This window comes from Paracoccus sp. (in: a-proteobacteria) (genome assembly GCF_047973135.1).
In the GTDB taxonomy this organism is placed as follows: Bacteria; Pseudomonadota; Alphaproteobacteria; order Rhodobacterales; family Rhodobacteraceae; genus Paracoccus.
Genome location: NZ_JBKEBL010000162.1, coordinates 1 through 26,258, shown reverse-complemented (window position 1 = coordinate 26,258; position 26,258 = coordinate 1). Strand labels below are relative to the sequence as shown.

Sequence of the window (26,258 nt, the reverse complement as noted above, 5' to 3'; positions counted from 1 at the left end):
TGTCCTCGCGCCGAATAGCCATGGGTGCGCGGCATATCGGCGGCAAATCCGCTTTCGTCTAGATAAACGATGGGCCGTCCATCACTCTGATATCGCGCAATCTTTTCGCGGAAGGCATGCCGCGCGGCTTCGTCCGCCTTCGGGTGCGTCAGCGATTTTTTTATATGTGACGCCGAGCGCCCTCAGCCCGTTCCAGATCGCCTTCGGTGTGACCTGGAACCGGGCCGCCCGTTCATATTGGTAAGCGTCGGGGTGGTCCCGAACGTCCTGCGCCAGCTTTTCCAGATCGACCTTGCGGGGACGCCCCTCGCGTGTCGCCTTGGGCTCAGGCGACTTCGCCCATCGGGTCAGACTCGCAATCCCGACAGAAAAGCGCGTGGCGGTCTCGGCAAAAGTCAGCCCTTCCTTCTCCCGAACGGACAAAACGTGGCGGCGGAAATCAAGTGAATAGGTCATGACACACAAATAATCAGTTTAAGGCCGCTTGGCTATAACCATTTGATTTTACGCTGATGCTTCGCCAATTTGATGATCAAATTGGCTTCCGTCAGCTGTATATGAAGCCTTGAACCCAACCCGAAATGCAGCCTGACATTTGAACAAGACATTCTCCGGTAAACCCGAGGCGGTTCACTGTATGTCCCAGTTGAAGCGCTGCGCGACGGGGATGATCAGGCGCCGCGTTTCTGCCAGGCCAGCCGGGGTTCAAACGGCGACAACGGTCATTTGTCAGGGCCGTTGCTTTCGTCAGGCAAAAGCTAATCCGGGCGCGGGTGGTCGTCCCAGGCGTCGCTGAGGATGCGTTCGGCGTCGCCTTTGGGATCCTCGAACTGGCGGTTGCGCAGGGCCCAGACAAAGGCGCACAGCCCGACCGCACCAAGGCCAAGCGACACCGGGATCAGGATCGACAGGATTTCCATGGCAGCTTCTCTTTTCCTGTCTAACGCCGCAGCCGCAGCGCGTTCAGCGTCACCGTAATCGAACTGAGCGACATGGCCAGAGCGGCGATCAGCGGAGTCGCCAGCCCGGCGATCGCCACGGGCACCGCGATGACATTGTAGCAGATCGAGATCGCGAAATTCTCGCGGATGCGGCTTGTGCTGCGGCGCGCGGTGGTCAGCGCATCCGCCACCGCGCCCAGATCCTGCCCGGTCAGAACGATGTCGCTGGCCACGCGCGCAGCGTCCAGCGCCGAGGCGGGCGAGATCGAGGCATGGGCCCGTGCCAACGCCGCCGTATCGTTCAGCCCGTCGCCGACCATCAGCACATGCGCCCCTTCGGATGCCAGAGCCGCGACCGTTTCGGCCTTGCCGGTCGGATCGACCCCGGCGCGATAATCGTCTATGCCAAGCTGCGCGGCGATGGCGGCCACGGCGGGGGCGCGGTCGCCCGACAGCAGGATCACCCGCGCGCCATCCGCCTTCAGCCTTGCCACGCAATCCGCCGCGCCGGGGCGCAGGGCATCGGTGAAATCCAGCCGGACGGGGGGCTGTCCCTCGACCGCCAGCAAGGACGAGGTTTCGGCGCGGGCGGCATCATCATCCGCAATGCCCAACCATTCGGCCCGGCCCAGACTGACGCGGCGGCCCTGCCACAGCGCAGTGACGCCGCAGCCCGGCAATTCCTTGATCCCCTCAAGCATGGCGGGGGCGGTCCCGGCGGCCAGCGCCGCCGCCAGCGCCCGCGACAGCGGATGCGCCGAGGCCCCGGCCCGCGCCAGCGCCACGGGGCGCAGGTTCTCTGGCACGGCGTCAACCGACACACGGCGCGGCTGACCAAGGGTCAGCGTGCCGGTCTTGTCGAACACCACAGTATCAATATCGGCCAACCGCTCCAGCGCGGTGCCGTCCTTGATCAGCAGCCCGCGCCGGAACAGCCGCCCCGAGGCCGCCGTCACCACCGCCGGAACCGCCAGCCCCAGGGCGCAGGGGCAGGTAATGATCAGCACCGCCGCCGCGATATTCACCGACAGGCGCAGGTCGCGCGTTGCCCAGAACCAGCCCGCAAAACTGGTCGCGGCCAGCAGATGTACCACCGGCGCATAGGCGCGCGAGGCGCGTTCCGCCAGCGAGGTATAGCGCCCGCGCGCCGATTCGGCGGCCTCGACCAGCGCGGTCAGCCGGGCCAGCGAACTGTCGCGCCCCGCCGCCGTGACCCGCAGCGTCAGCGGCCCGGTCAGATTCACTTCACCCGCCGACAGCGTCATTCCCGGCGCAGCGGGCACGGGCAGGGTCTCGCCGGTCAGCAGGGCGCGGTCGATCTCGGACCGGCCCTCGACGATCTCGCCATCGGCAGGGATGCGCGCGCCCGGCCTGATCCGGATCAGATCGCCCGGCCGCAGCGCCGATACCGGCACTGCCTGTTCCACCCCGTCACGCATCAGCACCGCGCGCGGCACCTCAAGCGCGGTCAGCTCGGCCGCGGCGGAACGGGCGACGGCGCGGGTCCGGTGGTCCAGATAGCGACCGATCAGCAGGAAAAAGCACAGCATCACTGCCGCGTCGAAATAGGCGTGATGGCCACCCTCGACAGTCTCGAACAGCGACATCGCGGTGGCAAGGATCAGCGCCAGCGAGATCGGCACATCCATCCCCAGCCGCCGCGCCCGCAGCGCCGAAAAGGCGCTGGAAAAGAAGGGCTGGCCGGCAAAGGCGACGGTCGGCAGGGCGACGGCGGCGCTGATCCAGTGGAACAGGTCGCGGGTCGCATCCTCGGCCCCCGACCAGACGGCAACCGACAGGATCATGACATTCATCATCGCGAAACCGGCCACGCCGATCCGCATCAGCAGGTCGCGGCCCTGCCGGTCGGCGGCAGTGGCCGACAGGGCGTCGGGGTCCAGTTCGTGCGCCTCGTATCCGATGGCGTCCAGCACCGGGATCAGATCATCCGCAGTCTTGCCGGGCGCATCGACCGTCACCCGCCGCAGCGTCAGGTTAACCCGCGCGTGGCGGATGCCGGGCGTGGCCAGCAGCGCGCGTTCGACATCGGTGATGCAAACGGCGCAATGGGCCGTCGGCAGGGACAGGATCAGCGTACCCTGCCCCTCCTGTTCGCGCGCGGCCTCGGCCACGCGCTGCGCCAGAGGCGCGGCATCGCAGGCGGGGCAGGCGCTTATGGCGGAAAGTTGGGCCATGTCACTTTACCGTCGTCACTTTACCGTCGATCCGGCGTAATGGTCCAGCCGCTGCCGGAACACCGTGCCATCCGGCGCGGTGGCGGTGACATGGATATTCCAGATGCCGGGCTCAAGATGCATTGTCGCATGGAACATGCCGCCCGAATAGGTGAAGTCAGGGGTCAGGTCGGCGCGCTGATGCGTCGGACGGCCAATGGTCGCCGTCATGCTTTTGACCATCGCGGGCTGGCCCTGCGCGTCGGTCACGGCCAGCGTCAGTTCCTTGCCGTCATAGGTCGGTGTCACCGTCCAGCCAAGCAGGGATTGCGCCGCCCGGTCGCGATCGAAATCCTGCGAGGCGACATAAGAATTGGCGACCTCAAGCCCTGGAAAGCTGCCCACGGCCTTGATCGCCATTACCACATTCACGCCGATGATGACCGAAAAGGCGGCGACGGTGATCGCCAGGACGTGCTTGCCGGTCAGTTCGCGGGCCATGATCAGTTCCCCTTGCCGTGAAAGACGGTCGCGACGGTGGCGCGCATGCCCTCGCCGCCATCGACGACAAGATCAATAGACCTGTTCTCGATCCCCGTCAGCACCGAACCGGCGGGGGCGGTCAGATAGATGCGGCTGGTCAGGGTCTGGTCGGCGGGCACGCGCAACCCGGCCCCCTCTTGCCCCTCGACCGACAGGGCCAACGTGCCGGCATCCTCGCCCTCGACCGACAGGGCGAAGACATGCTCTTCGTGCAGCTTGTTTCTCAGCCGGACGGAATAGGTGTTTCGGATCGCGCCGTCGGACATGGTGACGAACAGCGGATTGCGCACCGGTGACACATTCACATCCACCGGAGAACGCAGGAACAATGCCACCAGCATCGCAACGCCGAAACCCGACCACAGCAAGAAATACAGCAACGTGCGCGGGCGCAGCAGATGCTTGATCACCGGCCTGGGCTGCGCGCCCGCGCGCTCGGCCACCTCGTCCTTCAGCGCCATATAGCCGATCAGCCCGCGCGGTTTGCCGACCTTGTCCATCATCTCGTCGCAGGCGTCGATGCACAGCGCACAGGTGATGCATTCAAGCTGCTGACCATCGCGGATGTCGATCCCCATCGGGCAGACATTGACGCAGGCCAGACAGTCGATGCAGTCCCCATGCGCGGTCGCCTCGGCCCCCTTGCGCGCAGCGCCGCGCGGCTCTCCGCGCCATTCGCGATAGCCGACGGTCAGCGTGTCCTCGTCCATCATTGCAGCCTGAATGCGCGGCCAGGGACAGGCATAGATGCAGATCTGTTCGCGCGCGAAACCACCAAAGAAAAACGTCGTCGCGGTCAGCAGCGCCATGGTCATATAGGCGACGGGATGGGCCTGCCCCGTCAGCAGGTTCCCCAGCAGCGTCGGCGCGTCGGTGAAATAGAAAACCCACGCCCCCCCGGTGCCAAGGGCGATCAGGAACCAGACGACATATTTGACGATCCGCAGCCGAATCTTCTGGCCGTCCCATTTCTGGCGGTACAGGCGGATGCGGGCATTGCGGTCCCCTTCGATCCAGCGTTCGACAAGGATGAAAAGATCGGTCCAGACGGTCTGCGGGCAGGCATAACCGCACCAGACCCGCCCCAGGGCCGAGGTGAACAGGAACAGCCCCAGCCCCGCCATGACCAGAAGCCCGGCCACGAAATAGAATTCCTGCGGCCAGATCTCGATCCAGAAAAAGAAGAAGCGGCGGTTGGCCAGATCGACCAGTACCGCCTGATCGGGCATGCTGGCCCCGCGATTCCAGCGCAGCCATGGCAGGACATAGTACAGCCCCAGCGCAACCGCCATGATGATCCATTTCAGGTTCCGGAAATTGCCATAGACCCGCTTGGGAAAAACCGGCTCGCGCGCGGCATAGAGGCTTGGCGGCCCGGCCTGCTCTGACGACATGTGACTTGCTCCTGTTTCGCAGCCCCGATCTAGGCTTGCGGCCAGTCTGGCGCCTTGACCTGAATCAACGTCCGGCAGTTACATTCGGAACAGGGAATATTTAAGGTGGCGCATGGTCGCAGGGACATCATGCCAAAGAAAACCCTTCATGTCCGGAACAAATGCGTCACGGCACGGTCAGGCGGGCCGGTCTTGCAGCGACGGAAAAAGGGGATGCGGGCCGGGCAAAGCACGGCCCGCCCGGAATCTGCGGCCATCAGGCCGGCGACCGGGGTTTGCCAGTCTTGCGCACATCGGGATGAGTGGCCAGTTCAAGGATATGCGACGCGCTGTGGATCACATGGCTGGCCTGCCCGACGATCAGCGGATCGGGGGGCGTGGCCACCTTCAGATCCTTGTCGGGGTAATCCAGCGTGGACAGGAAATGCCGCATGCAGTTCAGGCGCGCGCGCTTTTTGTCGTTGGATTTCACCACGGTCCAGGGCGCATCGGCGGTGTCGGTATAGAAGAACATCGCCTCTTTCGCCTCGGTATAGTCGTCCCATTTATCCAGGCTGGCCTTGTCGATGGGCGACAGTTTCCAGCGTTTCAGCGGGTCCGTCTCGCGCGATTTGAAGCGACGGCGCTGTTCTTCGCGAGTGACCGAGAACCAGTATTTGTAAAGCCGGATCCCCGAGCGGACCAGCATCCGTTCAAATTCGGGGGCCTGACGCATGAATTCCAGATAATCGTTCGGCGAGCAAAAGCCCATCACCCGCTCGACCCCGGCGCGGTTGTACCAGCTTCGGTCATAGAAGACCATTTCGCCGCTGGTCGGCAGGTGATCGACATATCGCTGGAAATACCATTGCCCGCGCTCTTCGTCGGTGGGCTTGTTCAGGGCGACCACGCGCGCGGCACGCGGGTTCAGATGTTCGTTGAACCGCTTGATCGTGCCGCCCTTGCCCGCTGCATCGCGCCCCTCGAAGATCAGCACGAATTTCTGCCGCGTTTCTTGCGCCCAAAGCTGGACCTTCAGCAATTCGGCCTGCAACTCGGCCTTTTCCGCCTCGTATTTGCGTCGCCCCATCTTGTTCGAATAGGGATAGCGCCCGCTTTCAAAGGCATGGCGAACCGCATCCGCGCCGACCTTTGGAAAGCTGCGGGGACGCGCGGGGGCGGGTTTGGCCCCGGTGGCGGGGGCTGCGGGTTCCGCGTCGGACGCGATGGCCTCGGGCGGGGTAGCCGACAGGGGTTTGACCGCCGCGGGGCCGGGCGTAGATTGCGCTGCGCTGCTGTTGACGGACTTTGGATCGGGCATCGTAACTCCTTCGCGCTTCCTGTGAAATCTCGTCTTGCTGCCATATTCGCACGGATGTTACCTTGCGCAGGATCAAATCATGCGGCTTTTCGTCACAAAATTTGTTGCTAGACTGAAGCCATTGGCAAGATAGCAGTCTAGGGATTTACCATGCTGACCATTTATGGCGTTGCCCGTTCCCGAGCCTCGCGGATCATCTGGCTGTGCCACGAGATCGGGATCGAGTTCAGGCACGAGCCGGTAATCCAGGCCTATCGCCTGCCCGATCCGGGGGCGACGGATGCGCCGCTGAACACCCGCTCGCCCGGATTTCTGAAAATGTCGCCGGCAGGCTCGATCCCGGTGATCGACGATGACGGGCTGATCCTCAGCGAATCCATGGCCTGCACACTGTATCTGGCGCGCAAATACGGCATGCCCTTTGGCCCCGGAAATGCCGGGGAAGAGGCGCAGATGTCGCAATGGAGCTTTTACGCCACCGCTGCGATCGAACCCGACACGCTGACCCTGCTGTTCCTGCACGAGGCGGGCAAGGACGATGGCGGGGCGGTGGCCAAGGCGGCAGAACGGCTGATCCGCCCGTTGCAGGTGGTCGAGGGGCATCTGGCGGCCAACAGCTTCATCACCGGGCAGCGATTTACCGTGGCCGACATCAACATGGCCGAAGTGCTGCGCTATGCACAGGCCCATACCGCGCTGATCGAACAATTCCCGGCCATCGCGGCCTGGCTGGCCGATTGCCAAAGCCGCCCCGCCTTTCGCAGGATGTGGGAGGCGCGGCTGGCCGAACCGGAATAGCCGCGGCCCCCGGCGCCCCCGCCCGGTACCATCAAGCTGACGTGAACAGGTTTTGCGGGCCAAATCCGGGCGCGGGCGCTACACTTGACCCTGCGGCCCGGCCTTGCCGCCCGCCGCATCAGACCGGAACCGGAACGGAGCGAGACGATGAACGACATGCCCCGCATGACCGCCAGCGATTTCAGCCCCAAATTGCTGGAGCTTTACGACTTCTATGCCCATGGCATGATCACCAAGCGTGAATTTCTGGACCGTGCCGCGAAATTCGCCATCGGCGGTCTGGCAGCGACGACGATCCTGTCGATGATGTCGCCGAACTATGCGCTGGCCGAGCAGGTCAGCTTTGCCGATCCGGACATCAAGGCGACCTGGATCACTTATCCCTCGCCGAACGGGCATGGCGATGTGCGCGGCTATTTCGTCACCCCGACCGGGCGCGAAACCGCGCCGGGTGTCGTGGTGGTGCATGAAAATCGCGGCCTCAACCCCTATATTCAGGACGTCGCGCGCCGCGTGGCCAAGGCGGGGTTCGTGGCGCTTGCGCCCGATGGGCTGACCTCGATGGGCGGCTATCCCGGCAATGACGAGGATGGCCGCACCCTGCAACAACAGGTGGATCCCGCAAAGCTGATGAATGATTTCTTCGCGGCGATCGAGTATCTGGCGACCAGCCCGCAAACCACCGGCAGGGTCGGAATCACCGGCTTTTGCTATGGCGGAGGGGTGTCGAACGCAGCGGCCGTGGCCTATCCGGAACTGGCGGCTGCGGTTCCGTTCTATGGCCGTCAGGCGGATGCGGCGGATGTACCGAAAATTCAGGCGCCGCTGCTGCTGCACTTCGCCGCTCTGGATGAGCGCGTGAATGCCGGCTGGCCCGCCTATCAGGCCGCGCTGGACGCCAATGGCAAGGTCTACGAGGCGCATATCTATGAAAACACCAATCACGGCTTTCACAATGACAGCACGCCGCGTTACGACGAGGCGGCGGCGACACTGGCATGGGACCGCACGATAGACTGGTTCAACCGCTATCTTGTGTAGCGCCAGAAGCCCTGACGAATGACCTGCCACCGACGCCGGCACAGCCGCCTTGCCATCCGTGCCAGGCACAGGGCCTTCTGGAACGGTCAATCGTCCGGGCCGTTGGTATGATCCGCTCGATGTGCTTCAAGACAAGGCCCATATGTGCCCCGTGTGTGCGGGGATGTGTGCCGACAGGGGGCGGAAGGTGCTGATGTCATTGAAAATATTGCCATATGGTCGGCAAAATTGGAGCGGGTGAAGGGAATCGAACCCTCGTCGTAAGCTTGGGAAACATACGTTCTCAGCCGAAAACCGTCTGCATCATCAAGCGGTTAGACCAGACGTCCCGCGTATTTTGTAGGCGTTTTGTAGGCAGCGCGTGCCACCTGCAAAATTGGAGCGGGTGAAGGGAATCGAACCCTCGTCACTTGCTTGGGAAGCAAATGCTCTACCATTGAGCTACACCCGCAACGCCTCAGACGGATACCGTCTCCGCGCGGCGACTTCAAGCACGGAATGAGCTTGTGTCACTCTTCGCCGCGCGCCGACATCGCGCGTGACTACTGCGATCTGATCGGATAGATCGTCAAAGGTTCTGACGACTTCCTCGCGGGGATGTACTTGCAGTGCATTTCGAACGAGGAAATAGGCGACCGGATTGATGTCCCGCCCGATTGCGCGGCAGCCCAACTTGAGCGCCTCTCCAACCGTTGTCCCGCTGCCCATAAACGGGTCAAGGACAACGGCGTCAGGAAACCGCGTGCGTGCATAGAACCTGCGCATTGTGTCGGTGCCCGTAGGCGACAAAGATCCGATCAAGATCGCACGGAATGCTGAACCAAGCCTCTGCGCCCACCACTTGTGTATGTGGTAGATCGGTCTATTGACTTCTTTGCGCCAACTTTCCTGTTCAGCGACTTTGGAGATCAATTCTACTGGGAAGTCGTCATCCTCGATAGCGCGGCGACCTTCCACAATTGGTATTTGCTCAACGGGCGACTCGTTGAGGGGCAGTTCGGACTGGTTGGGTGCGCGCAACATATAGGGCTCTCGGGCAAGCGGACGTCAAATCAGTGTATCGGTCGCGGCGCTCGAATTTGCAACCAAAGAGGCGCCGACACCATCCCGCTCTAGGCCCGAACGGTCCCCATCCTGACAGTGGTTTGTGTTCATGGCAACGCGAACACCGGAGGAAGGGCGCAGGAGCTACACGATGTGGGATCGCCCGCGCCTACCATTTCGTGGCGAAGTGGCCCGTCGTCGATGTGCAGGCGGCAGAGCAGGCCGCAAGGGCGGCTGTGGCCCTCGTCGAGAATGTCTTGGGCGTTGGGCGGCCGCGCGTGCGCCCGTTTCGGCTGATAGGGGTATCGTCAAAGCTGTCGGGTCGGGCGGGATTGCGGGCACAGTGGTGGCCTTCGGTGTGCGCCCCCGTGTTACCGAGGGCTGCCAACTGTTTGATGATTTCCATATTCAGCCCCGCGTCTCGACGAGGCCTCTCGCGAGCCATTCATCGAGATGGGACTTGCGATAGCGAACGCGGCCAGCGGCCTTGTAGTAGCGAGGACCGCGACCTTCTGTGCGCCACCATTCGAGGGTGGATTTGGAATAGCTGATGTAGTGAGCGGCTTGCGCCGTATCGAAGGCAGGGTCGATCAGTTCAGTCGTGGATGCACGCATAGTAGACATCTCCCGTTCAAGGGTTGGATGTCTCGCTGCGCGTCCCGTGGGCGCCGAGGTTTTCCGCTTCGCGGTGGTTGCACTGCCTGCCAACGCAGGATCAGCTCCACCTAGCTACCTCTGCCGCGTATCTCCCACGCGTTTTCGCAGCCATCAGGTCGTCACGTTCACCACGACCAAGACGGATTGCTAACGAGTCGAAAGATAGCGCGCCTTCGACCGTCCTGCAAGTCCTATCAAGTAGAAAATCTCACTAAATCAGGTGGTTGCGTTTAAACGCGCAGTCAGATCAGGTCCATGCGTTTAAACGCCTCGACGACCTGACCCATTGGCTTGCGGAGCTTCTGGTGGTCAACCACGATATAATGTGCCCCTGTCACAGATGCGGGCGTGTGGTTCAGCAGCCGACCGACTGTTTCTTCGAGCAGTTCTGCCTCAGTCGTCGCGATGGTCGCGAAGGTGCGCCGATGCGTGTGTGCCGACCATGCGATACGCGCAGGCGATTTCAGGTGCACAGCGTGACGCGTGCCGGGGAAGACATACTCGCTGTGAAACTGCCGCATCGGCTTCAACACCTCATGGTGCAGATCGAATAGGGGCAAGTCGAAGGCGCGTCCGTTCTTCGTCATGGGCAGGTGCAGGTGGTCATCGTGAACCTGATCCCACCGCAGAGAACGCGCCTCGTCGAAGCGCAGGCCCGTGAACAGCAAGAAGCGATAGTAGGCCGTGTGGACGGGGTTTTCGAGGGCTGACACGGCATCGCGCCAATCGTCCAGATCGTCGATGATCTGCTGCGACGGCAGTTCAGGGAACCATTCAATCGCCATCGTCGGGCATTCAGGCAGATCATGGACACGCCGCGCGTGGTTGTAGATCGAACGGAACGATTTGAGCACATGGTTCGCCGCGCGCTGTCCGTTCGGCGCGATGCGCGCGTGTGCCTTCACACACATGTCCTTCGTGATCTCGTCGAGCGGCTTCTTGAGCCAGTCTTTCAGGTGGTTGTGAACCTGCCGCTGAACTGAGTCCTTGTTGTGCTCGGACCGCAGTTTCGGGCGCGCGAGGTAAGCCGTTGTCGCGTCCTCAAGCGTGGGGATGCGCTTCGCCCGCAGCTTCTTCGCCGCGACGCCCGTCGCATGTTCGGCGGCAAGCTGGATCGCCTCGCCGCGCGCGATGCCTGCCGACACCTCGGGGAAGTTGCCGATCTTCACGCGCGTCGTTTTGCCGTGAACGTCCTTCTGAAAGTAGAAGGTCTTCGTCGTCTTGCCTGTGAACAGAGCGAACCCCTTGACCTCTGAGTCCCAGAGCTTCGCGTTTGCAGGCGCTCCTTTACAGGAGGTTTCGGTCAGCTTGACCGTTGTGCGTTTGGACATCTCTCATCACCACTTTGTAGGCGCTTTGTAGGTCGCCGATTGGGACGTGGTATAACACGTCGTGGTGACGTTGCGGCGATTAGTGCAATGAAATCAACCGTCTTGCAACGTTCTCAAAGGTGTCGGGGGTAAACGCGTATGTTTGGGAAGCTTCTGCTCTGCCATTGAGCTACACCCGCGACGGCGAAATGAATACCGTCACCGGATGGCAGGCACAAGGACAAACTGCTTGTTCGGCAGGGTAATCGTCTCACTTCAGGATCACGGATGCCACTTTCTGTCCCTTGGTCACACCGGCTTCAGCCCGAATTCGCGCTGCACCAGCGTGGCATGGCTGCGGCTGACCGGCAATTCGGTCCCGTCGGCAAGGATCGCCACCAGTGCGCCATAGCGGCGGCGGCCAAGTCCACGGACGGCATCGCGCCGGACCAGGACACTGCGATGGATGCGCAGAAAGCCGGAATCGGCCAGCCGTTCCGCAAGGGCCTGGATGGTTTCGGGGACAAGATGCGACGTGTCGGCGACGACGATGCGGGCATAGTCGCGTTCGGCCTTGATATAGACGATGTCATCCATCGCGATGCGTTGATGGCCCGACCTGCCCTTGATCCACAGATCGCGGGCGGGTGCCTGTCCGGCCCGCAACGAGGCGCGCAAGCCCGCTATCGTGGCCAGCAATCCGGCGATCCTGTCCTCGCGGTCGCCAGCGCCGATCCACAGCCGCGCCCGTGACAGGGCGGCGATCAGGCGCGGCATCTCGACCGGCTTGGTCAGATAGTCGATGGCGGCGGCGTCAAAGGCGCGGCGGGCATAGTGATCGAAAGCTGTGACAAAGATCACCGGGGGCAGCGCCTTTCCCAGCCGGTCGAACACTGAAAACCCGTCTCCTCCGGGCATCTGCACATCCAGCAGCAACAGGTCGGGCCGCAGGGACTGCACCGCCCGCACCGTCTGATCGCCATCGCCCGCCTCGCCGATCACCGAAACCCCGGTCGCCTGCCCCAGCAGCCGCGCCAGCCTGCGCCGGGCGATGGGTTCGTCATCGGCGATCAGGGCGCGCAGGGAACGGGTCATCGGCGCAGCGGCAATTGCAGGTCCACCCGCAGCCGCCCCGGCGCAATCGCGCAAATCTCGCAGGAGGTTGCGCCATCGGGATGCGCGGCGGCCAGCCGCGCGGCGACATTGCGCAGCCCGATTCCCATGCCGGGGGCAGGGGAATCGTCCCCCGCCGGAGTGGGGTTCTCGACCCGGATCAGCATCCGCCCCTTGCCCTCGGGCCGGGCGATGATGTCAAGCCGCGCCTGACCCGGTGTCCGGGCCACGCCGTGACGGATCGCGTTCTCGATCAGCGGTTGCAGGACCAGCGCCGGAACCAGAGCCTGCGCGACGGACGGGTCCAGCGCGATCATCACCGTCAGCCGGTCGGAAAAGCGGACCTTCTCGATTTGCAGGTAATCCCGTTGCAGCGCGATTTCTTCGCCAAGCGGCAATTCGGTCAGCGGGTCCAGCGCCAATGTCCGGTGCAGAAAGCCGGCCAGACGCAGCACCATGTCGCGGGCCGGCGCCGGAGATCCCTCTTCGATCAGCCCCGCGACCGAGTTCAGCGTGTTGAACAGGAAATGCGGGTTGACCTGATATTGCAGCGCCCGCAACTGCGCCTCGGTGGCCTGCTGGCGCGCCTTGGCCAGCCGCTGCTCGGTTTCGCGGATCTGGGCATTGTATTGCAGCGCCAGATACAGGCAGGACCAGCCGAACAGCTCGGCCGTGGTGAAGGTCAGGACCGAGGCGAAATATTGCGGATCGAAAGGTGCGGCATCGGGGCGGGTCATATGGATTTGCAGGCCCCGGTCCACCATCGCCGACACAGTGGCACCGGCCAGCGATAATATGCAGGCGACCAGCGCCTTGACCCCCAGCCGCGATGCTGCCATCCGCCACAGCACAAGGCTGATCGCCACCGCCATGACCGCATCGGCAGAGATGCCCACGACCTTGGGCAGCGCGGATTGCACCGGGTCGATGCCGGCAAAGCCCCAGATCACGCTGGATACAAGAAAAAGCGTTGCGGCAAAGGCCAGCCCCAGCCGGATCACATCGCGGCCAAGCGGGTCGGGTCTGATCGCGGCGGGGCTGTGCATGGGCTGCTGCCATTCGGGTTGAGCTGGCATCATCTTCCCTTGCATCGCGCCCCCTGTCGAGCGCCGTTCGCAGAGGAAAACCAGCCATTCGCAGAAAATCCCGGTTCTTCCGCGATCCGGGCGGGCATCGTGCCGCCAGCCGCACACCGCAGGCCGCCTTTTGGGCCGGATAATCGCGGACGCATTTCTTCAGAAGGTAAGGTTCATGGCAATTTACGGCACCAATGGCAACGATACGCTGTCAGGCACGACGGCTCGGGACGATATTTATGGCTATCCCTTGGGGACGGCGTTCCCGGATGAAGAAACCGGCAACGATTCTTTGCGCGGTGCCGGGGGAAATGACCGGCTGTTCGGCGGCGGTGGCAATGACACGCTGCGCGGCGATGACGGGTTTGACCGGCTGTTCGGCGGCGCAGGCAATGATGTGTTGCAGGATGGCGGCGACGGCAATGATCAGTTCGATGGCGGCGATGGCAACGACCTGTTCCTGATCTCGGGGACGGGCCAGGACTTCTTTTCGGGCGGCAATGGCATGGACACGCTGCGGCTGGAGGGGGACACCAGCACCTACCGGCTTATCCTTGACGGCGCGGCCAGTGTCGAGGTTCTGGACATGGGTGCCGGAATCCTGCGCGGGGCGAACTCGAACGATTTCTTTGACCTGTCGGGCCTGCAACGCATCGTGCTTGGCGGCAAATCCATCCTGTTGGGGGCGGGCAACAACACCTATATCGGCCATGTGGGCGCGGATGACGTGACCAGCGACGGCGGCTATGCCAAGTTCACCGGCGCGGGCGGCAATGACACGCTGCGCGCGGTTGGCGCGCTGGTCGAATTTGACGGCGGCGCGGGCGACGATCTGCTGCTGTTGTCGGGCTATGGCTGGAACGACACGATCCTTGGCGGCGCGGGTACCGATACCCTGCGGCTGGCCGGGGCGGCCGAGCGGCACAACCTGATCCTGGACGCCGCTTCGGGGGTCGAGGTTCTTGACCGCGCGGGTTTTGTACTGACCGGGACTGGCTATGGCGATGTGTTCGACTTTTCCGGCCTGTCGCGCTTTGTCAATTCTGGCGCGCGGATCGACATGGGCAGCAACCATGACCGTTATGTCGGCTGGAAGGGCGATGACTCGGTCCTGGGCGGTAACGGCGGCGACACGCTGATCGGCGGCGGGGGCAACGATTATCTGGATGGCGGCCTCAACGCCGACACGCTGACGGGCGGGACGGGCAATGACAGCTATGTCGTCGATCATGAACGCGATCTGGTCGATGAAACCGGCGGCAACGGCAGCGACACCGTGTTCAGTGCCATATCCTTCAGCCTTGAACAGTCGCCGACCCTGCGCGGTACGGTCGAGCATCTGACCCTGACCGGAGGCGAGGCGGTCAGCGGCACCGGCAACCAGCTTGCCAACCGCATCACCGGCAATGTCGCTGCGAATGCCCTGTCGGGCGGTGCGGGCAATGATACGCTGTCGGGCGGTGCGGGGGATGACACGCTGAACGGCGGCGGCGGGGCCGATCAGATGACCGGCGGGGCAGGGCGCGATACCTTTGTGGTCGATTCCCGCGGCGATCTGGTGGTCGAGGATGGCGCGGGCGGCGTTGATACCGTTCTTTCCTCGATCAACCTGAAACTGGCCGCCAATGTCGAGAACCTGACCCTGACGGGTGGCGCCATCACTGGCCGGGGCAATGGCGCGGCGAATGTGATCACCGGCAATGCCGAACATAACAGGCTGATCGGCGCGGGCGGCGGCGACCGGATTTTCGGCGGCGCGGGGCGCGATACCGTGGCAGGCGGCGGCGGCAATGACGACCTGTCCGGCGGTGGTGCCGGGGACCGGCTGGTCGGCGGCGGCGGGCGCGACCGGCTGAGCGGAGGAACCGGGCAGGATGTGCTGATCGGGCGGGCCGGGGCGGACAGCTTTGTTTTTGATCAGAAGCTGCGCAACTCGAATGCCGACCGGATCGCCGATTTCAGCACCAGCGGCGATGACCGCCTGCTGCTTGATACCGACATCTTCGGCGGGTTGCGCCGGGGGCAACTGGCCGAGGGGCGGTTCCATTCCGGCGATGCGCCGGTCGGAAGGCTGGCGCAGATCGTCTATGACGAAGACAGCGGCAGGCTGTGGTATGACGCCGATGGCGCGGGCGGCAAGCGGATGAAGCTGATCGCGACGCTGACCAATCACGCTGATCTCAGCGCCGATGACATCTTTCTGATCTGACCCGGCCCGGCCTCTGCGCCGGGATCCCGCCTGCAGTGTTGCGCAAAGGAAATATCATGCGCTAACCTGCCGGTGGGAGGGCATTTTATGAAAGATATTGACGAGTCCCCGCCTGCAGGCGCGACCCGGCAAGTTCTGATTGTCGATGATCATCCGTTGTACAGCGACGCGCTGGCGGCGGCCCTGCAGCTTGTGTATCCCGGTTGCCATGTTGAAAAAGACCAGACCTTGGGCGATGCGCTGGCCCGCATCCGGCGCGGTTTTGCCCCCGATCTGGTGATGTTCGACCTGAAATTGCCCGATGTCTGCGGTATTTCGGGTTTTCTGAAACTGCGCGCGCGCCTGCCCGATGTGCCGATTCTGGTGATTTCGTCGCTGACCTCGGCGCAGGTGGTCCGCGCGCTGATGGACGAAGGGGCGGCGGGGTTCCTGCCCAAGGACGCCTCGGCCCAGGTGTTGCGTCAGGCGCTGCATGTCATCGCGGCGGGGCGTTGTTACACACATTCGGCCTATCGCAGCGCCTCTGAGGCAGAGGATTCGTGCTTTGAAACCGCCCATCCCAAGCTGGCCGAGCTGACCCCCCAGCAGCAGCGCATCATGAAGCTGATCTGCGCGGGCAAGGCCAACAAGCAGATCGCCTATGAGCTGTCGCTGGCCGAGGCGACGGTCAAGGCGCATATCACCGCGCTGCTGAGGCGGCTGGGGGTGCAGAACCGGACCCAGGCGGCGGTGCTGGTCGAGGGCTCGCAACCGGCGACGGCCATCGGAGCGGGCGATGCCGATGCGCAGGCTTTCCTGAGCCATTGACCGATGGGCGACGATCCTCACGCGCCGCGCTATGTCAGTGTTTCGGTGTCGCGGCAGGCCGATGCCGCGCCCGCCGTGGCCGAGGCGCTGCGCGGCATCGACCTTGGCGCGACATGTTTCCTGCTGGCCTTCGTGCCGGTCGGGCTGAAGCTGGACGAGGTGGCGCGGGCGCTTGAGGATGGCAGCGCGGGCGTGCCGGTCTTTGGCTGCACCACGGCGGGCGCGATCACGCCTCTGGGGTACGAAAACGGCGCGCTGCTGCTGATCGCCTTTCCGCGCGAACATTTCCGCGCCGCCTCGATGCTGATCGCGCCGCTGAAGCCGCTGCCGATCAACAGCCTGACGACCGAACTGCGCAGCCACGCCGCGCGGTTCCGGCCTACCGCGCGCTGGAACCGGCTGGCGCTGATCTTTGCAGACGGCCTGTCCCGGCAAGAGGAACTGCTGGTCACGATGCTTGAGACGGCATTGGGCGAGGTGCCGATCTTTGGCGGCTCGGCGGGGGATGATCTGGCTTTTCACCAGACCTTCGTGCTGCATAACGGCCGCTTTCACCGCAATGCGGCACTGCTGCTGCTGCTGGAAACCGATCTGGAATTTCGCGGCCTCGGCTTTGACCATTTCCTGCCGACCGACTGCCAGATGGTCGTGACCGAGGCCATCCCCGACGAACGGCTGGTCCTGGAAATCAACGGTGCGCCCGCCGCGCTGGAATATGCCCGGCTGGTGGGCCGCCCGGTGGATCAGCTTTCTCCGCAGGTTTTTGCCGAAAACCCGATCCTCGTGCGCCAGAACGCCAACTATCATGTCCGCGCCATCCATGATGCTCCGGGCGCGAATGCGCTGTCTTTTCTGGGCGCGATCGATGACGGGCTGATCCTGACCCTGGGGCGCGGCAAAGAGATTCTGCAAACGCTTGAGGCGGGGCTGGACATCCGCGATCAGCGCGGGGCCGCGCCGGATTTCGTTCTGGGCTTTGAATGCGTGCTGCGCAAGCTTGAGATCGAACAGAAACGGTTGTCGGGGCCAGTCAGCGAGGTCTTTCGCCGCCGCCGCGTGATCGGCTTCAACACCTATGGCGAACAGCATTGCGGTGTCCATGTGAACCAGACATTCGTGGGCGTCGCCTTTTTCGAACCGCATATACGGGAACTGTCATGATCGACCCGGATCAGCCTCTGGAAGAACAGGTTGCCCGGCAGGCGCGGATCATCGACGCGCTGATGCGCCGCGCCAATCGTCAGCACGAGATCGGCAATACCGCCTATGGAGCCTTTCAGTCGGCGGTGACGTTGCAGGCACAGGTCTGGGCCAAGACCCGCGATCTGGAACGCACAGCATCCGAACTGCATGACGCGCGCGCGGTCAGCGAAAGGATGCGCAAGAACCTTGCCGACGCGCTGGCGGCGATGGACGAGGGCATTGCGCTGTTCACCGGCGGCAGGCTGGAGCTGTGTAACGACATTTTCCAGACCCTGCTGCCCGACATCTCGGACCGGCTGCGCCCCGGCATGACCATCGACGACTGTTTCGCCGCCATGTCCGAAAGCCGCCATCTGGCCACCGGGCAGGACGGGTTCGATGCCGCGCTGTCGCAGCTTCGGCAGGGGGATGTGGGCGCTTCGGTCGTGTCGCTTGAGATCGGGCTGACCGGGGACCGCTGGTTTCAGATCAGCCTGCAACGCACCAGCCCCGAGAATATGGTGCTGCTGCTGACCGAAATCACCTGGATCGTGCAGCGCAACCGGTCCGAACGCGAACATCTGATCGACCGGCAGGCCGATTACCTGCAAGCCGTGTTCGAAAACATGACCTCGGGCGTCTGCACCTTCTCGCCCTCGGGTTCGGTGATGATGTTCAACCGGCAGTTCCGTCAGCTTCTGGGGCTGCCCTATACGGTGCTGCAAAAGGGGGCCGATTTGCGCCGCCTGCTGGATTTCATTGGCCAGCACGCGCTGATCGCCGAGGCGTCGCGCAGCCGGATCCGGCATTGGCTGGCACGGCTGAACAAAGAGGGGCAGTGGCGCAGGCGGATGCGGCACGCCTCGGGGAGGATGCTGGATCTGTATGCGCATCAACTGCCCGATGGAGGCGTGCTGCTGGAACTGAAGGATGTGACGCTGGAAAGCCGCGCGACCGAGATGCTGGAAAACCGCGTGGCCGAAAGGACGGCGGCGCTGACCCTGACCAATCAGCGCCTGACCCGCCAATACGAGGAACAGGCCCGCGTCGAAGAGGAACTGCGCCTTGCCAAGGAACGGGCCGAGGCCGCAGTGTCGTCCAAGACGCGCTTTCTGGCGGCGGCCAGCCACGATCTGCTGCAACCGATCAACGCTGCCAAGCTGCTGATCGCCACGCTGCTGGACAGCGTTGCCGATACGCCCTTTCTGCCCACCGTCGAACGGCTTGAGGGGTCTTTCTCGTCTACCGAACAGCTTTTGCGCTCGCTTCTGGATATTTCGCGGCTGGACAGCGCCGATCAGGCGCTGACGCCCACCACGCTGTGCCTTGGCACGCTGATGCGCAGCGTATGGGAAGATCAGATGCCGCTGGCGCAGCGCAAGGGGGTGCGGCTGGACATGGTGCCCTGCGGGGTCATCGTCAGATCCGATCCGGTCTATCTGCTGCGCTCGGTCCAGAACCTTGTGGTGAACGCGATTCAGTATACGCCGCCGGGGGGGCGGGTGCTGGCCGGATGCCGCCGGCGGGGCGGGCGGATCGAATTGCAGGTCTGGGATACCGGCATCGGCATCAGCCTTGGCGACCAGCAGCGGATATTCGACGAATTTACCCGTGCCGACAATGTCGAACCCGGTTCCGGCGTCGGCCTTGGCCTGTCGGTGGTGGAACGTACCTGCCGCCATCTGGGCCACAGCGTCCGCGTCCGTTCGAAACCCGGTGTCGGCTCGGTCTTTTCGATCCGCTTGCAGATGGTCCCCGGACGTGCGACCGAAGTGCCGCGCTTTGGCGACAGCCCGCCCGCCGGCGCGGATCACGCGCTGGACTGCATCGCGCTGATCATCGAGAACGACCCCGACGTCCTGTTCGCCACGGCCAGAAAGCTGGAACAATGGGGGGCCAGCGTGCTGGCCGCGCGCTCGACCGCCGAGGCGCTGCAATTCCTGCGCGATATTGGTATGCCACCTGACATTGTTCTGGCGGATTATCAGCTTGACGATGGCGAGACCGGAGACCGCGCCATTCAGGCGGTGCGGCAGGCGACCGGCGCGCATGTGCCCGCGATCATGATTACCGCCGACCGCGGCAACGACCTGCGCGAACAGGGGGCGGAACAGGGTTTTTCGGTCCTGACCAAGCCTGTACAACTGTCGCGGCTGCGCCCGCTGGTCGAATGGAAGCTGCGCGGAATGTCGATGCCGGACAGCGGTCCCGACCCGGCGCGGCACCGACAAAAGTCTGCGCTGACAGACCGTGCGCGGCAGTTAGGCTGACGGGGAAAGGAATCGGATCATGCGCGGAATTCTGGCCCTTGCGGCGATCCCGGCCTGTCTTGCCCTGCCGTCAGGCGCGCAGGACGTGGCCCAAAGGCTGAACGACTATCCGACCGAGGCACGGGCCGATTACGTCTTTGCCTGCATGGCCTCGAACGGCCAAAGCCGCGATGTGCTGCGCAAATGCGCCTGCTCGATCGACGAAATCGCCCAAATCCTGCCTTATGAGAAATACGTACAGGCCGAAACCGTGCTGTCGATGCGGCTGACCGGGGGCGAACGCATGGCCGTTTTCAACAGCGCCGCCGCGACCGAACATCTGGTCGCCGACCTGCGCCGCGCCCAGGCCGAGGCCGAGGTGATCTGCTTTTTCTGACGGCCCCGGTTTTTCTGACGGCGCCAGTCCTGTGATGGTCGCGGCTGCGGCGTTCGGTGCTGACTTAGGCTCCTCCGGCCTTGGGCAGCTCTGCCGTGAATTCGTTGCCATCCGTGTCGATTGCCGTGACCGTCAGCGAGGCCGCGCCATTATCGCGATAGGCAAAGCGGAAGCTGGGGTTTTCGCTGATCGAAATCCCGCCCTCCATCGTGAACAGCGGCTCGTCGCCCTGCCGGACCTCAAGATGGGCGATGAAATGCGCGGGGATGAAAAGCTGCGTGACCTGATCGACCTGTAGCCCCGAATAGTTCGGATGCCGGATCATGATCTGCGCCTCGCGCCGCCCGTCAGGATCAGGGTCAAAGCTGCGCAGCTTCATCTCGCCCAATCCGGCCACGGCCTGATCCGGCCCCCTTGTCGCGGGTGCCGAACAACCGCCCGAAGCCTTGACGAACCGGCCATCCATCCGCAGCCCCTGCGGCGTGTCGGCGATCACCCGGACATTGGAATACTGGTTCACCCGCACCCGCATCTCGAAATCCAGCGGGGCCATCGCCTCGGCAAAGGCGAACTCGGCGGCAACGGGCGCGGGGTTTTCGTCGATGACCACGGTGGCGGCGGTGATCGGCACCGATGCGTCCTGTTGCAGGATATGCAGCGGAACGGTGGCGGCATCTTCGGCGCGATAGGGGGCGGTCAGCGTGAACAGCCCGTCAGCGGGCGCAATCGCGGCATCGCCCGCGACATCCACCTGAAGATCGTCCCAGGTCGGGCTTGCTGTCAGCGGATTGGCCTTGTCCTGCGCAAGCGCGGGCGCGACAAGACAGACCGCCAGCAGGGCGGCAATGATCGGATGATGGGCCATGCTTCCTCCTCACGGCATGGGAACGCGGGCATTCTGACACAAAACCGCCCCCGCGCATACCGGGCCCAAGGTCGGTATGGATCACGTTCCCGCGCTGTGAAAAATTCACCGCAGGAGGGTTGCCGATGTTCGAGGCTGTGGTGACGCTGTGCGCGGCAATGGCGGACGGACCGTGCCGTGACGCGCTGCTGCCGGGATACGAGGCCGACAGCCTTCAGGCCTGCGAGACGGCGCTGGCCGCCGATCTGGCCGTGGGTGATGCCCGCTGCCAGAAGGCGGGCAAGGCGCTGGATGTCACCGAAATCGCGCCGGGCGTCTTTGTCCATCTGGGCCAGGTCGCCCTGCCGGGGCCGGAAAATGGCGGCGATATGGCGAATATGGGCTTTGTGATCGGCACGCGGGCGGTGGCGGTGATCGATACCGGCTCGGCCGCATGGATGGGCGAGGCGCTGTACCGCGCGATCCGTGCGCGCAGCGATCTGCCCGTGGCGCATGTGATCCTGACCCATATGCATCCCGATCACGTTCTGGGGGCAAGCGTCTTTGCCGGGGCGCAGGTGACGGGCCATCCCGAACTGCCCCGCGCGCTGGCCGACCGGCGCGAGACCTATCTGCGGAATTTCGAACGCGATATTGGGGCTGCGGCGTTTCTGGGGACGGATACCCCCCGGATAGATAACGCGATCAAGTCCGGAACGCTGGATCTGGGCGACCGGGTGCTGGAGCTGCGGGCATGGCCCACAGCGCATACAGGCACCGATCTGACCGTTCTGGACCGCCAGACCGGCACGCTTTTCACCGGTGATCTGGTCTTTGATGAACATGTCCCGACGATGGATGGCAGCCTCAGGGGATGGCAGCAGGTTCTGGGCGATTTGCAGGCAATCGGCGCGGCGCAGGTGGTTCCGGGCCATGGCGGCCCGGCGCTGGACTGGCCGGACGCCGCCCTGCCGGTGCAGCGCTATCTCGACGCGCTGGCAACGGATGCCCGCAACGCAATAGATGCGGGCGAAAGACTGGGTGATGCGGTGGGCCATATCGGCGCGGGCGAGGCGGCGCAGTGGCAGCTTTTCGACGATTTCAACCCCCGGAATGCGACGATCGCCTTTACCGAACTGGAATGGGAATAGCGGCTGACCGCCCCCGGAGCGGCCGCCCCGGTGCCGGTCCGCGTGTCGAACGGGCGCTTGATGTGACGGCACCACAATGCGCCTTGCACAGCCGCCACAAGCGGCCCCTGCGGTCGTCCGCTGGATCTCTGTTGCGCTTGTCGTCAGGATCGCAAGGGGCGTGATGCCGCCGTTGGCATTGCCACGGGCCAGCCTTCAATGCCGCTGGTATGGCTGGTAAAGCCTGACGGCTTTTATCTGGTCTTGCTTTCAAGCATTAACTTTCTGATTTTACGCTGATGCTGCGCAAGTTTGGTGATAAAACCAGCTTCCGTCAGCTAATTTGCTGTCACATCCCGGCCATCGCGGGACGCAAATCAGCGGCGGTGCCGCAACTCTCTGGCTTCCGGCACAGATCACGCGCGCGCCTTTTGCGCCCGCACAGGTTTGGGCCGGGCCGGCGTTCGGTGTTTTGCGCGCGAATTCTTGACATGCTCACCGGCAGAGTCCCGCTGGCTCGGCGTTGCGCGGGAAAACATGCGCGTGTATCACCGTCCCAACGACGAGCAGTTTGAAGGATAACACGAATGCGCAGGGTTGTTGTCACCGGCCTGGGGATGGTCACTCCGCTTGCCTCGGGGGTTGAAGAGACCTGGCAGCGGTTGCTGGAAGGGCGGTCGGGTGCGGGGCCGATCACGCGCTTTGATCCCAAGGATGTGATCACGAAATATGCCTGCGAGATCCCCTTTGGCGATGGCAGTGACGGCACGTTCAACCCCGATGACTGGATGGCCGCCAAGGACAGGCGCAAGGTCGATGATTTCATCCTTTACGGCATGGCTGCCGCCGAACAGGCGGTGAAGGACAGCGGCTGGGTACCCGAAAGCAACGAAGATCGCGAGCGGACCGGCGTGATGATCGGATCAGGGATCGGCGGGCTGTCCTCGATCGCGGAAACGGCGGTACTGATCCGGGATCGCGGGCCCAGGCGGGTGTCGCCCTTCTTCATTCCCGGCGCGCTGATCAACCTTGTTTCGGGGCAGGTCAGCATTCGCTTTGGCTTCAAGGGGCCGAACCACGCGGTCGTCACGGCCTGTTCGACCGGCGCGCATGCCATTGGCGATGCGGCGCGGCTGATCGCCCTGGGCGATGCGGATGTGATGGTCGCGGGCGGGGCCGAGGCACCGATCAGCGAGATCGGGATTGCCGGGTTCAACGCCTGCAAGGCGCTGTCCACGAAACGCGCCGATGACCCGCAAACGGCCAGCCGCCCCTATGACCGGGACCGCGACGGTTTCGTGATGGGCGAGGGCGCGGGCGTTGTCGTGCTGGAAGAATACGGGCACGCCAGGGCACGCGGCGCCCGCATCTATGCCGAAGTTCTGGGATATGGCCTGTCGGGCGACGCCTATCATATCACCGCCCCGGCCGAGGATGGCGATGGCGGCTATCGCGCCATGCAGAACGCGCTGCGCAGCGCCGGTATCGTGCCCGGACAGATCGACTATATCAACGCACATGGCACCAGCACCATGGCCGACACGATCGAGCTTGCCGCAGTCGAAAGGCTGATGGGTGATGCCGCCGGGGGCGCGGTGATGTCCTCGACCAAATCCAGCATCGGGCACCTGCTGGGGGCTGCGGGCGCGGTCGAGGCGATTTTCTGCGTGCTCGCGATCCGCGACCAGATTTGTCCGCCGACCATCAATCTGGACAATCCGGCGGTTCAGCCGAAACTGGATCTGGCTGCAAATGCCGCAGTGCGCCGCAAGGTGGATGTGGCCCTGTCAAACAGTTTCGGCTTTGGCGGCACCAATGCCAGCCTTGTGCTGAGGAAGGTGACGGACTGATGTGGCGTAACCTGGCCTCGAATTTCCTGACGCTTCTGGTCGTCCTGCTGATCGCGGCGGCCGCCGGGGTTGCCTGGGCGAAGCATGAATTCTCGGGGCCGGGGCCAAGTGCCGTGGCGCAATGCGTACAGGTCGCGCCGGGGGCCAGCCTGACCGCCGTCAGCACGCAACTGGCCGAACAGGGCGCGGTCTCGAACGCCTATATCTTTCGCGCCGGGGCCGATTACATGGACAAGTCGCGCGATCTGAAATTCGGCAGCTATCTGCTGCCTCCGCGCTCCAGCATGGCCGACATTGTCGGCACAATCACGGCGGGCGGACCCTCGACCTGCGGGACCGAGGTGACACTGCGCATTGGCGTGCGCGAGAACACCGTGCTGCTGCGCGACATCAATCCCGAAACCGGCGACTACGAGGAACTGGCCCGCTATGTTCCGGGCGTCGCCGAGGAACCCGCCGAAATCGTTACTGCGCAGGACAAGCCGGATGCACGGCTGCGCGTGGCCATGGCCGAAGGGGTGACAAGCTGGCAGGTGGTGCAGGGCCTGAAGGCGGCGGGCTTTTTGGACGGCGAAACCGGCGATGTGCCCGCCGAGGGCAGCCTCGCCCCCGACACATACGAGGTCCAGAAAGGCGCAGACCGTGCCGCGCTGCTGGCCGAGATGGGGCGGCGGCAGGCCGTAATCCTTGCGGCGGAATGGGAGGCGCGGCCCTTTGGCCTGCCCTATGACAGCGCCGAAGAAGCGCTGATCATGGCGTCCATCGTGGAAAAGGAAACCGGCGTTCCCGAAGAACGCCCGCAGGTCGCCAGCGTTTTTGTCAACCGGCTGGAACAAGGCATGCGGCTGGAAACCGACCCGACGGTGATCTATGGTGTCACGCGCGGTGAGGGTGTGCTGGATCGCGGGCTGCGACGGTCGGAACTGGCGACGCGAACGCCCTATAACACCTATCGCGTGGACGGGCTGCCCCCCACGCCTATCGCCAATCCGGGCCGGGCGGCGATCCACGCGGCGCTGAACCCCGACCAGACGGATTACCTGTTCTTCGTCGCGGATGGCACCGGCGGGCATGCCTTTGCGCGCACCCTCCAGGAACACCGCGCCAATGTCGCCCGCTGGCGCGAGATCGAGGCGCAGCGCGGAGAAGCGACCGACACGCCGGTGCAGGGCGGCGGCTGACCCGGCCATGATGGTGTAGCCTTGCGAAATCCGGGGCAAAGGCAGGGCCGGGGCTGCACAGGGCTTGGTACCGCCTGTATCCCGCTTCCGGGATCCGTTGGTTTTATGGCACTGTCGGATGATTTGCGTCCCGCGATGGCCGGGGGGGCTGTGCGCCCCCCGGACCCCCTGCAAAAGCCTGCGGCGAACTGTCGGCCTGTTGCTGTCCGTCGTTCGTTAGCCCCGGCCTTGCCATCCGCAGACTGACCGCGCGCGAAGCGCGCCTTGGGCCGGGCGGCAGCGACGGGGCGGGCTTTGCCCGCCCCGCCCCCCTTTTCCACCAACGCGAGGCTTGTGCGGCTGGTATTCCTGGATGGTCAATTGGCAACGCTGCTGGTTCATGCCCGCCATCATTGCCGTCATTGCCATCATTGCCGTCTCGCGCATGGACGAGGCGGAAATTTGCGCAGCATCATCGTAAAATCAAATGGTCATAGCCTGACAACATAATCAAAATAAAGTCGTCAGACTATATCAGGTGCCTTGCACGCTCAGGCATCGGCCATTGTCCAGCAGGCGATCAGGCCGCCGACCGCCGTGTCCCGGCGAATGCGAGCCTGTCTGTCAGGCCGGGGCAACGGTGCCAGCCTGATTCATGCAATGCATGCGTGGCGGCTTAAAAGTGTTTACTTGTATGGAAGTGTGCAGTATAGGCCCGAGTCAGGAGGAGCCGAACCATGTCAGTCCCGCATGCCCTTGATCTGACCGTTTCCACGGCACCGCAGGTCTATGAATACCTGCGCCGTGCCGTCCTGTGCGGGGCGCTGACGCCCGGCGACCGGTTAAGCGAGACGGGGATCGCAAGGCAGTTCGGGGTCAGTCGGCAACCCGTGCGCGAGGCGTTCATTCGCCTGACCGCCGACGGGCTGGCCGAGGTTCGCCCGCAGCGCGGCACCTATATCACCCGGATTTCAATCTCGGCCGTGCTGTCTGCGCGGTTGATCCGCGAGGCCGTGGAAAGCGATCTGGTCCGCATGCT

The 26,258-nt window shown here is 63.9% G+C and carries 23 protein-coding genes and 1 tRNA gene; 11 read left to right on the top strand and 13 right to left on the bottom strand.

Annotated features, from left to right (window positions below; all coding sequences use genetic code 11):
- Positions 1 to 81: 81 nt before the first annotated feature.
- From ACK5L9_RS12435 to ppk2, 6 genes are all read right to left on the bottom strand, one after another.
- Positions 82 to 456: an IS630 transposase-related protein gene (locus ACK5L9_RS12435; RefSeq protein WP_416911781.1), complete on the bottom strand. Its 375-nt coding sequence runs from the start codon at positions 454 to 456 to the stop codon at positions 82 to 84.
- 302 nt (positions 457 to 758) lie between these two features.
- Positions 759 to 920, bottom strand: a complete 162-nt coding sequence (gene ccoS, locus ACK5L9_RS12430; RefSeq protein ID WP_416911780.1) for a cbb3-type cytochrome oxidase assembly protein CcoS — start codon at positions 918 to 920, stop codon at positions 759 to 761.
- Between the two features lie 20 nt (positions 921 to 940).
- Positions 941 to 3,136 (bottom strand): heavy metal translocating P-type ATPase, encoded by a 2,196-nt coding sequence (locus ACK5L9_RS12425; protein WP_416911779.1) that lies wholly within the window; start codon positions 3,134 to 3,136, stop codon positions 941 to 943.
- Between the two features lie 15 nt (positions 3,137 to 3,151).
- Positions 3,152 to 3,616: a FixH family protein gene (locus tag ACK5L9_RS12420; protein ID WP_416911778.1), complete on the bottom strand. Its 465-nt coding sequence runs from the start codon at positions 3,614 to 3,616 to the stop codon at positions 3,152 to 3,154.
- 2 nt (positions 3,617 to 3,618) lie between these two features.
- Positions 3,619 to 5,052, bottom strand: coding sequence for a cytochrome c oxidase accessory protein CcoG (gene ccoG / locus ACK5L9_RS12415; RefSeq protein WP_416911777.1), 1,434 nt, complete (start codon positions 5,050 to 5,052; stop codon positions 3,619 to 3,621).
- A gap of 256 nt (positions 5,053 to 5,308) precedes the next feature.
- Positions 5,309 to 6,352 carry a polyphosphate kinase 2 gene (gene ppk2 / locus ACK5L9_RS12410; protein WP_416911776.1) on the bottom strand — a complete coding sequence of 348 codons (1,044 nt, stop codon included), beginning with the start codon at positions 6,350 to 6,352 and terminating at the stop codon, positions 5,309 to 5,311.
- Positions 6,353 to 6,502: 150 nt separating this feature from the next.
- On the opposite strand from ppk2, the gene ACK5L9_RS12405 reads away from it, so the two are divergent.
- Both ACK5L9_RS12405 and yghX read left to right on the top strand, forming a co-directional pair.
- Positions 6,503 to 7,150 (top strand): glutathione S-transferase family protein, encoded by a 648-nt coding sequence (locus tag ACK5L9_RS12405; protein ID WP_416911775.1) that lies wholly within the window; start codon positions 6,503 to 6,505, stop codon positions 7,148 to 7,150.
- Positions 7,151 to 7,297: 147 nt separating this feature from the next.
- Positions 7,298 to 8,191: a YghX family hydrolase gene (gene yghX / locus ACK5L9_RS12400; RefSeq protein ID WP_416911774.1), complete on the top strand. Its 894-nt coding sequence runs from the start codon at positions 7,298 to 7,300 to the stop codon at positions 8,189 to 8,191.
- A gap of 377 nt (positions 8,192 to 8,568) precedes the next feature.
- Here yghX and ACK5L9_RS12395 read toward each other — a convergent pair.
- From ACK5L9_RS12395 to ACK5L9_RS12370, 6 genes are all read right to left on the bottom strand, one after another.
- Positions 8,569 to 8,642 (bottom strand) — tRNA-Gly (locus tag ACK5L9_RS12395).
- Positions 8,633 to 9,214 carry a DNA methyltransferase gene (locus tag ACK5L9_RS12390; RefSeq protein ID WP_416911773.1) on the bottom strand — a complete coding sequence of 194 codons (582 nt, stop codon included), beginning with the start codon at positions 9,212 to 9,214 and terminating at the stop codon, positions 8,633 to 8,635. The genes ACK5L9_RS12395 and ACK5L9_RS12390 overlap by 10 nt, the downstream gene beginning before the upstream one ends.
- 429 nt (positions 9,215 to 9,643) lie before the next feature.
- The gene (locus ACK5L9_RS12385; RefSeq protein ID WP_416911772.1) at positions 9,644 to 9,850 is read right to left on the bottom strand and encodes a helix-turn-helix transcriptional regulator; all 207 of its coding nucleotides are present in this window, start codon (positions 9,848 to 9,850) and stop codon (positions 9,644 to 9,646) included.
- A gap of 284 nt (positions 9,851 to 10,134) precedes the next feature.
- Positions 10,135 to 11,223 (bottom strand): tyrosine-type recombinase/integrase, encoded by a 1,089-nt coding sequence (locus tag ACK5L9_RS12380; protein WP_416911771.1) that lies wholly within the window; start codon positions 11,221 to 11,223, stop codon positions 10,135 to 10,137.
- Between the two features lie 288 nt (positions 11,224 to 11,511).
- Positions 11,512 to 12,297 carry a LytR/AlgR family response regulator transcription factor gene (locus tag ACK5L9_RS12375; protein ID WP_416911770.1) on the bottom strand — a complete coding sequence of 262 codons (786 nt, stop codon included), beginning with the start codon at positions 12,295 to 12,297 and terminating at the stop codon, positions 11,512 to 11,514.
- Positions 12,294 to 13,394, bottom strand: coding sequence for a sensor histidine kinase (locus tag ACK5L9_RS12370; RefSeq protein ID WP_416911769.1), 1,101 nt, complete (start codon positions 13,392 to 13,394; stop codon positions 12,294 to 12,296). Before ACK5L9_RS12370 ends, ACK5L9_RS12375 begins: the two co-directional genes overlap by 4 nt.
- A 172-nt stretch (positions 13,395 to 13,566) precedes the next feature.
- On the opposite strand from ACK5L9_RS12370, the gene ACK5L9_RS12365 reads away from it, so the two are divergent.
- From ACK5L9_RS12365 to ACK5L9_RS12345, 5 genes are all read left to right on the top strand, one after another.
- Positions 13,567 to 15,600: a calcium-binding protein gene (locus tag ACK5L9_RS12365; protein WP_416911768.1), complete on the top strand. Its 2,034-nt coding sequence runs from the start codon at positions 13,567 to 13,569 to the stop codon at positions 15,598 to 15,600.
- Between the two features lie 87 nt (positions 15,601 to 15,687).
- Positions 15,688 to 16,407, top strand: a complete 720-nt coding sequence (locus ACK5L9_RS12360; RefSeq protein WP_416911767.1) for a LuxR C-terminal-related transcriptional regulator — start codon at positions 15,688 to 15,690, stop codon at positions 16,405 to 16,407.
- A gap of 3 nt (positions 16,408 to 16,410) precedes the next feature.
- Complete coding sequence (locus ACK5L9_RS12355) at positions 16,411 to 17,568, top strand: FIST N-terminal domain-containing protein (RefSeq protein WP_416911766.1); 1,158 nt, start codon at positions 16,411 to 16,413, stop codon at positions 17,566 to 17,568.
- Positions 17,565 to 19,859: a PAS-domain containing protein gene (locus ACK5L9_RS12350; protein WP_416911765.1), complete on the top strand. Its 2,295-nt coding sequence runs from the start codon at positions 17,565 to 17,567 to the stop codon at positions 19,857 to 19,859. Before ACK5L9_RS12355 ends, ACK5L9_RS12350 begins: the two co-directional genes overlap by 4 nt.
- Before the next feature lie 19 nt (positions 19,860 to 19,878).
- Positions 19,879 to 20,235 (top strand): hypothetical protein, encoded by a 357-nt coding sequence (locus tag ACK5L9_RS12345; protein ID WP_416911764.1) that lies wholly within the window; start codon positions 19,879 to 19,881, stop codon positions 20,233 to 20,235.
- 64 nt (positions 20,236 to 20,299) lie between these two features.
- Here ACK5L9_RS12345 and ACK5L9_RS12340 read toward each other — a convergent pair whose 3' ends face one another.
- Positions 20,300 to 21,100 carry a quinoprotein dehydrogenase-associated SoxYZ-like carrier gene (locus ACK5L9_RS12340; protein ID WP_416911763.1) on the bottom strand — a complete coding sequence of 267 codons (801 nt, stop codon included), beginning with the start codon at positions 21,098 to 21,100 and terminating at the stop codon, positions 20,300 to 20,302.
- A 125-nt stretch (positions 21,101 to 21,225) separates the two neighbouring features.
- Here ACK5L9_RS12340 and ACK5L9_RS12335 point away from each other — a divergent pair, with 125 nt between their 5' ends.
- The 4 genes from ACK5L9_RS12335 to ACK5L9_RS12320 all read left to right on the top strand — a co-directional run.
- Complete coding sequence (locus ACK5L9_RS12335; RefSeq protein WP_416911762.1) at positions 21,226 to 22,230, top strand: quinoprotein relay system zinc metallohydrolase 2; 1,005 nt, start codon at positions 21,226 to 21,228, stop codon at positions 22,228 to 22,230.
- 566 nt (positions 22,231 to 22,796) lie between these two features.
- On the top strand, positions 22,797 to 24,059 hold the full coding sequence (gene fabF / locus ACK5L9_RS12330) for a beta-ketoacyl-ACP synthase II (protein WP_416911761.1): 1,263 nt from the start codon (positions 22,797 to 22,799) through the stop codon (positions 24,057 to 24,059).
- A complete protein-coding gene (mltG, locus tag ACK5L9_RS12325) occupies positions 24,059 to 25,240 on the top strand; it encodes an endolytic transglycosylase MltG (RefSeq protein ID WP_416911760.1) in 1,182 nt (393 codons plus the stop codon). Before fabF ends, mltG begins: the two co-directional genes overlap by 1 nt.
- Positions 25,241 to 25,956: 716 nt before the next feature.
- Positions 25,957 to 26,258, top strand: a 302-nt coding sequence (locus ACK5L9_RS12320; RefSeq protein ID WP_416911759.1) for a GntR family transcriptional regulator, incomplete at its 3' end; no start/stop codon positions are given.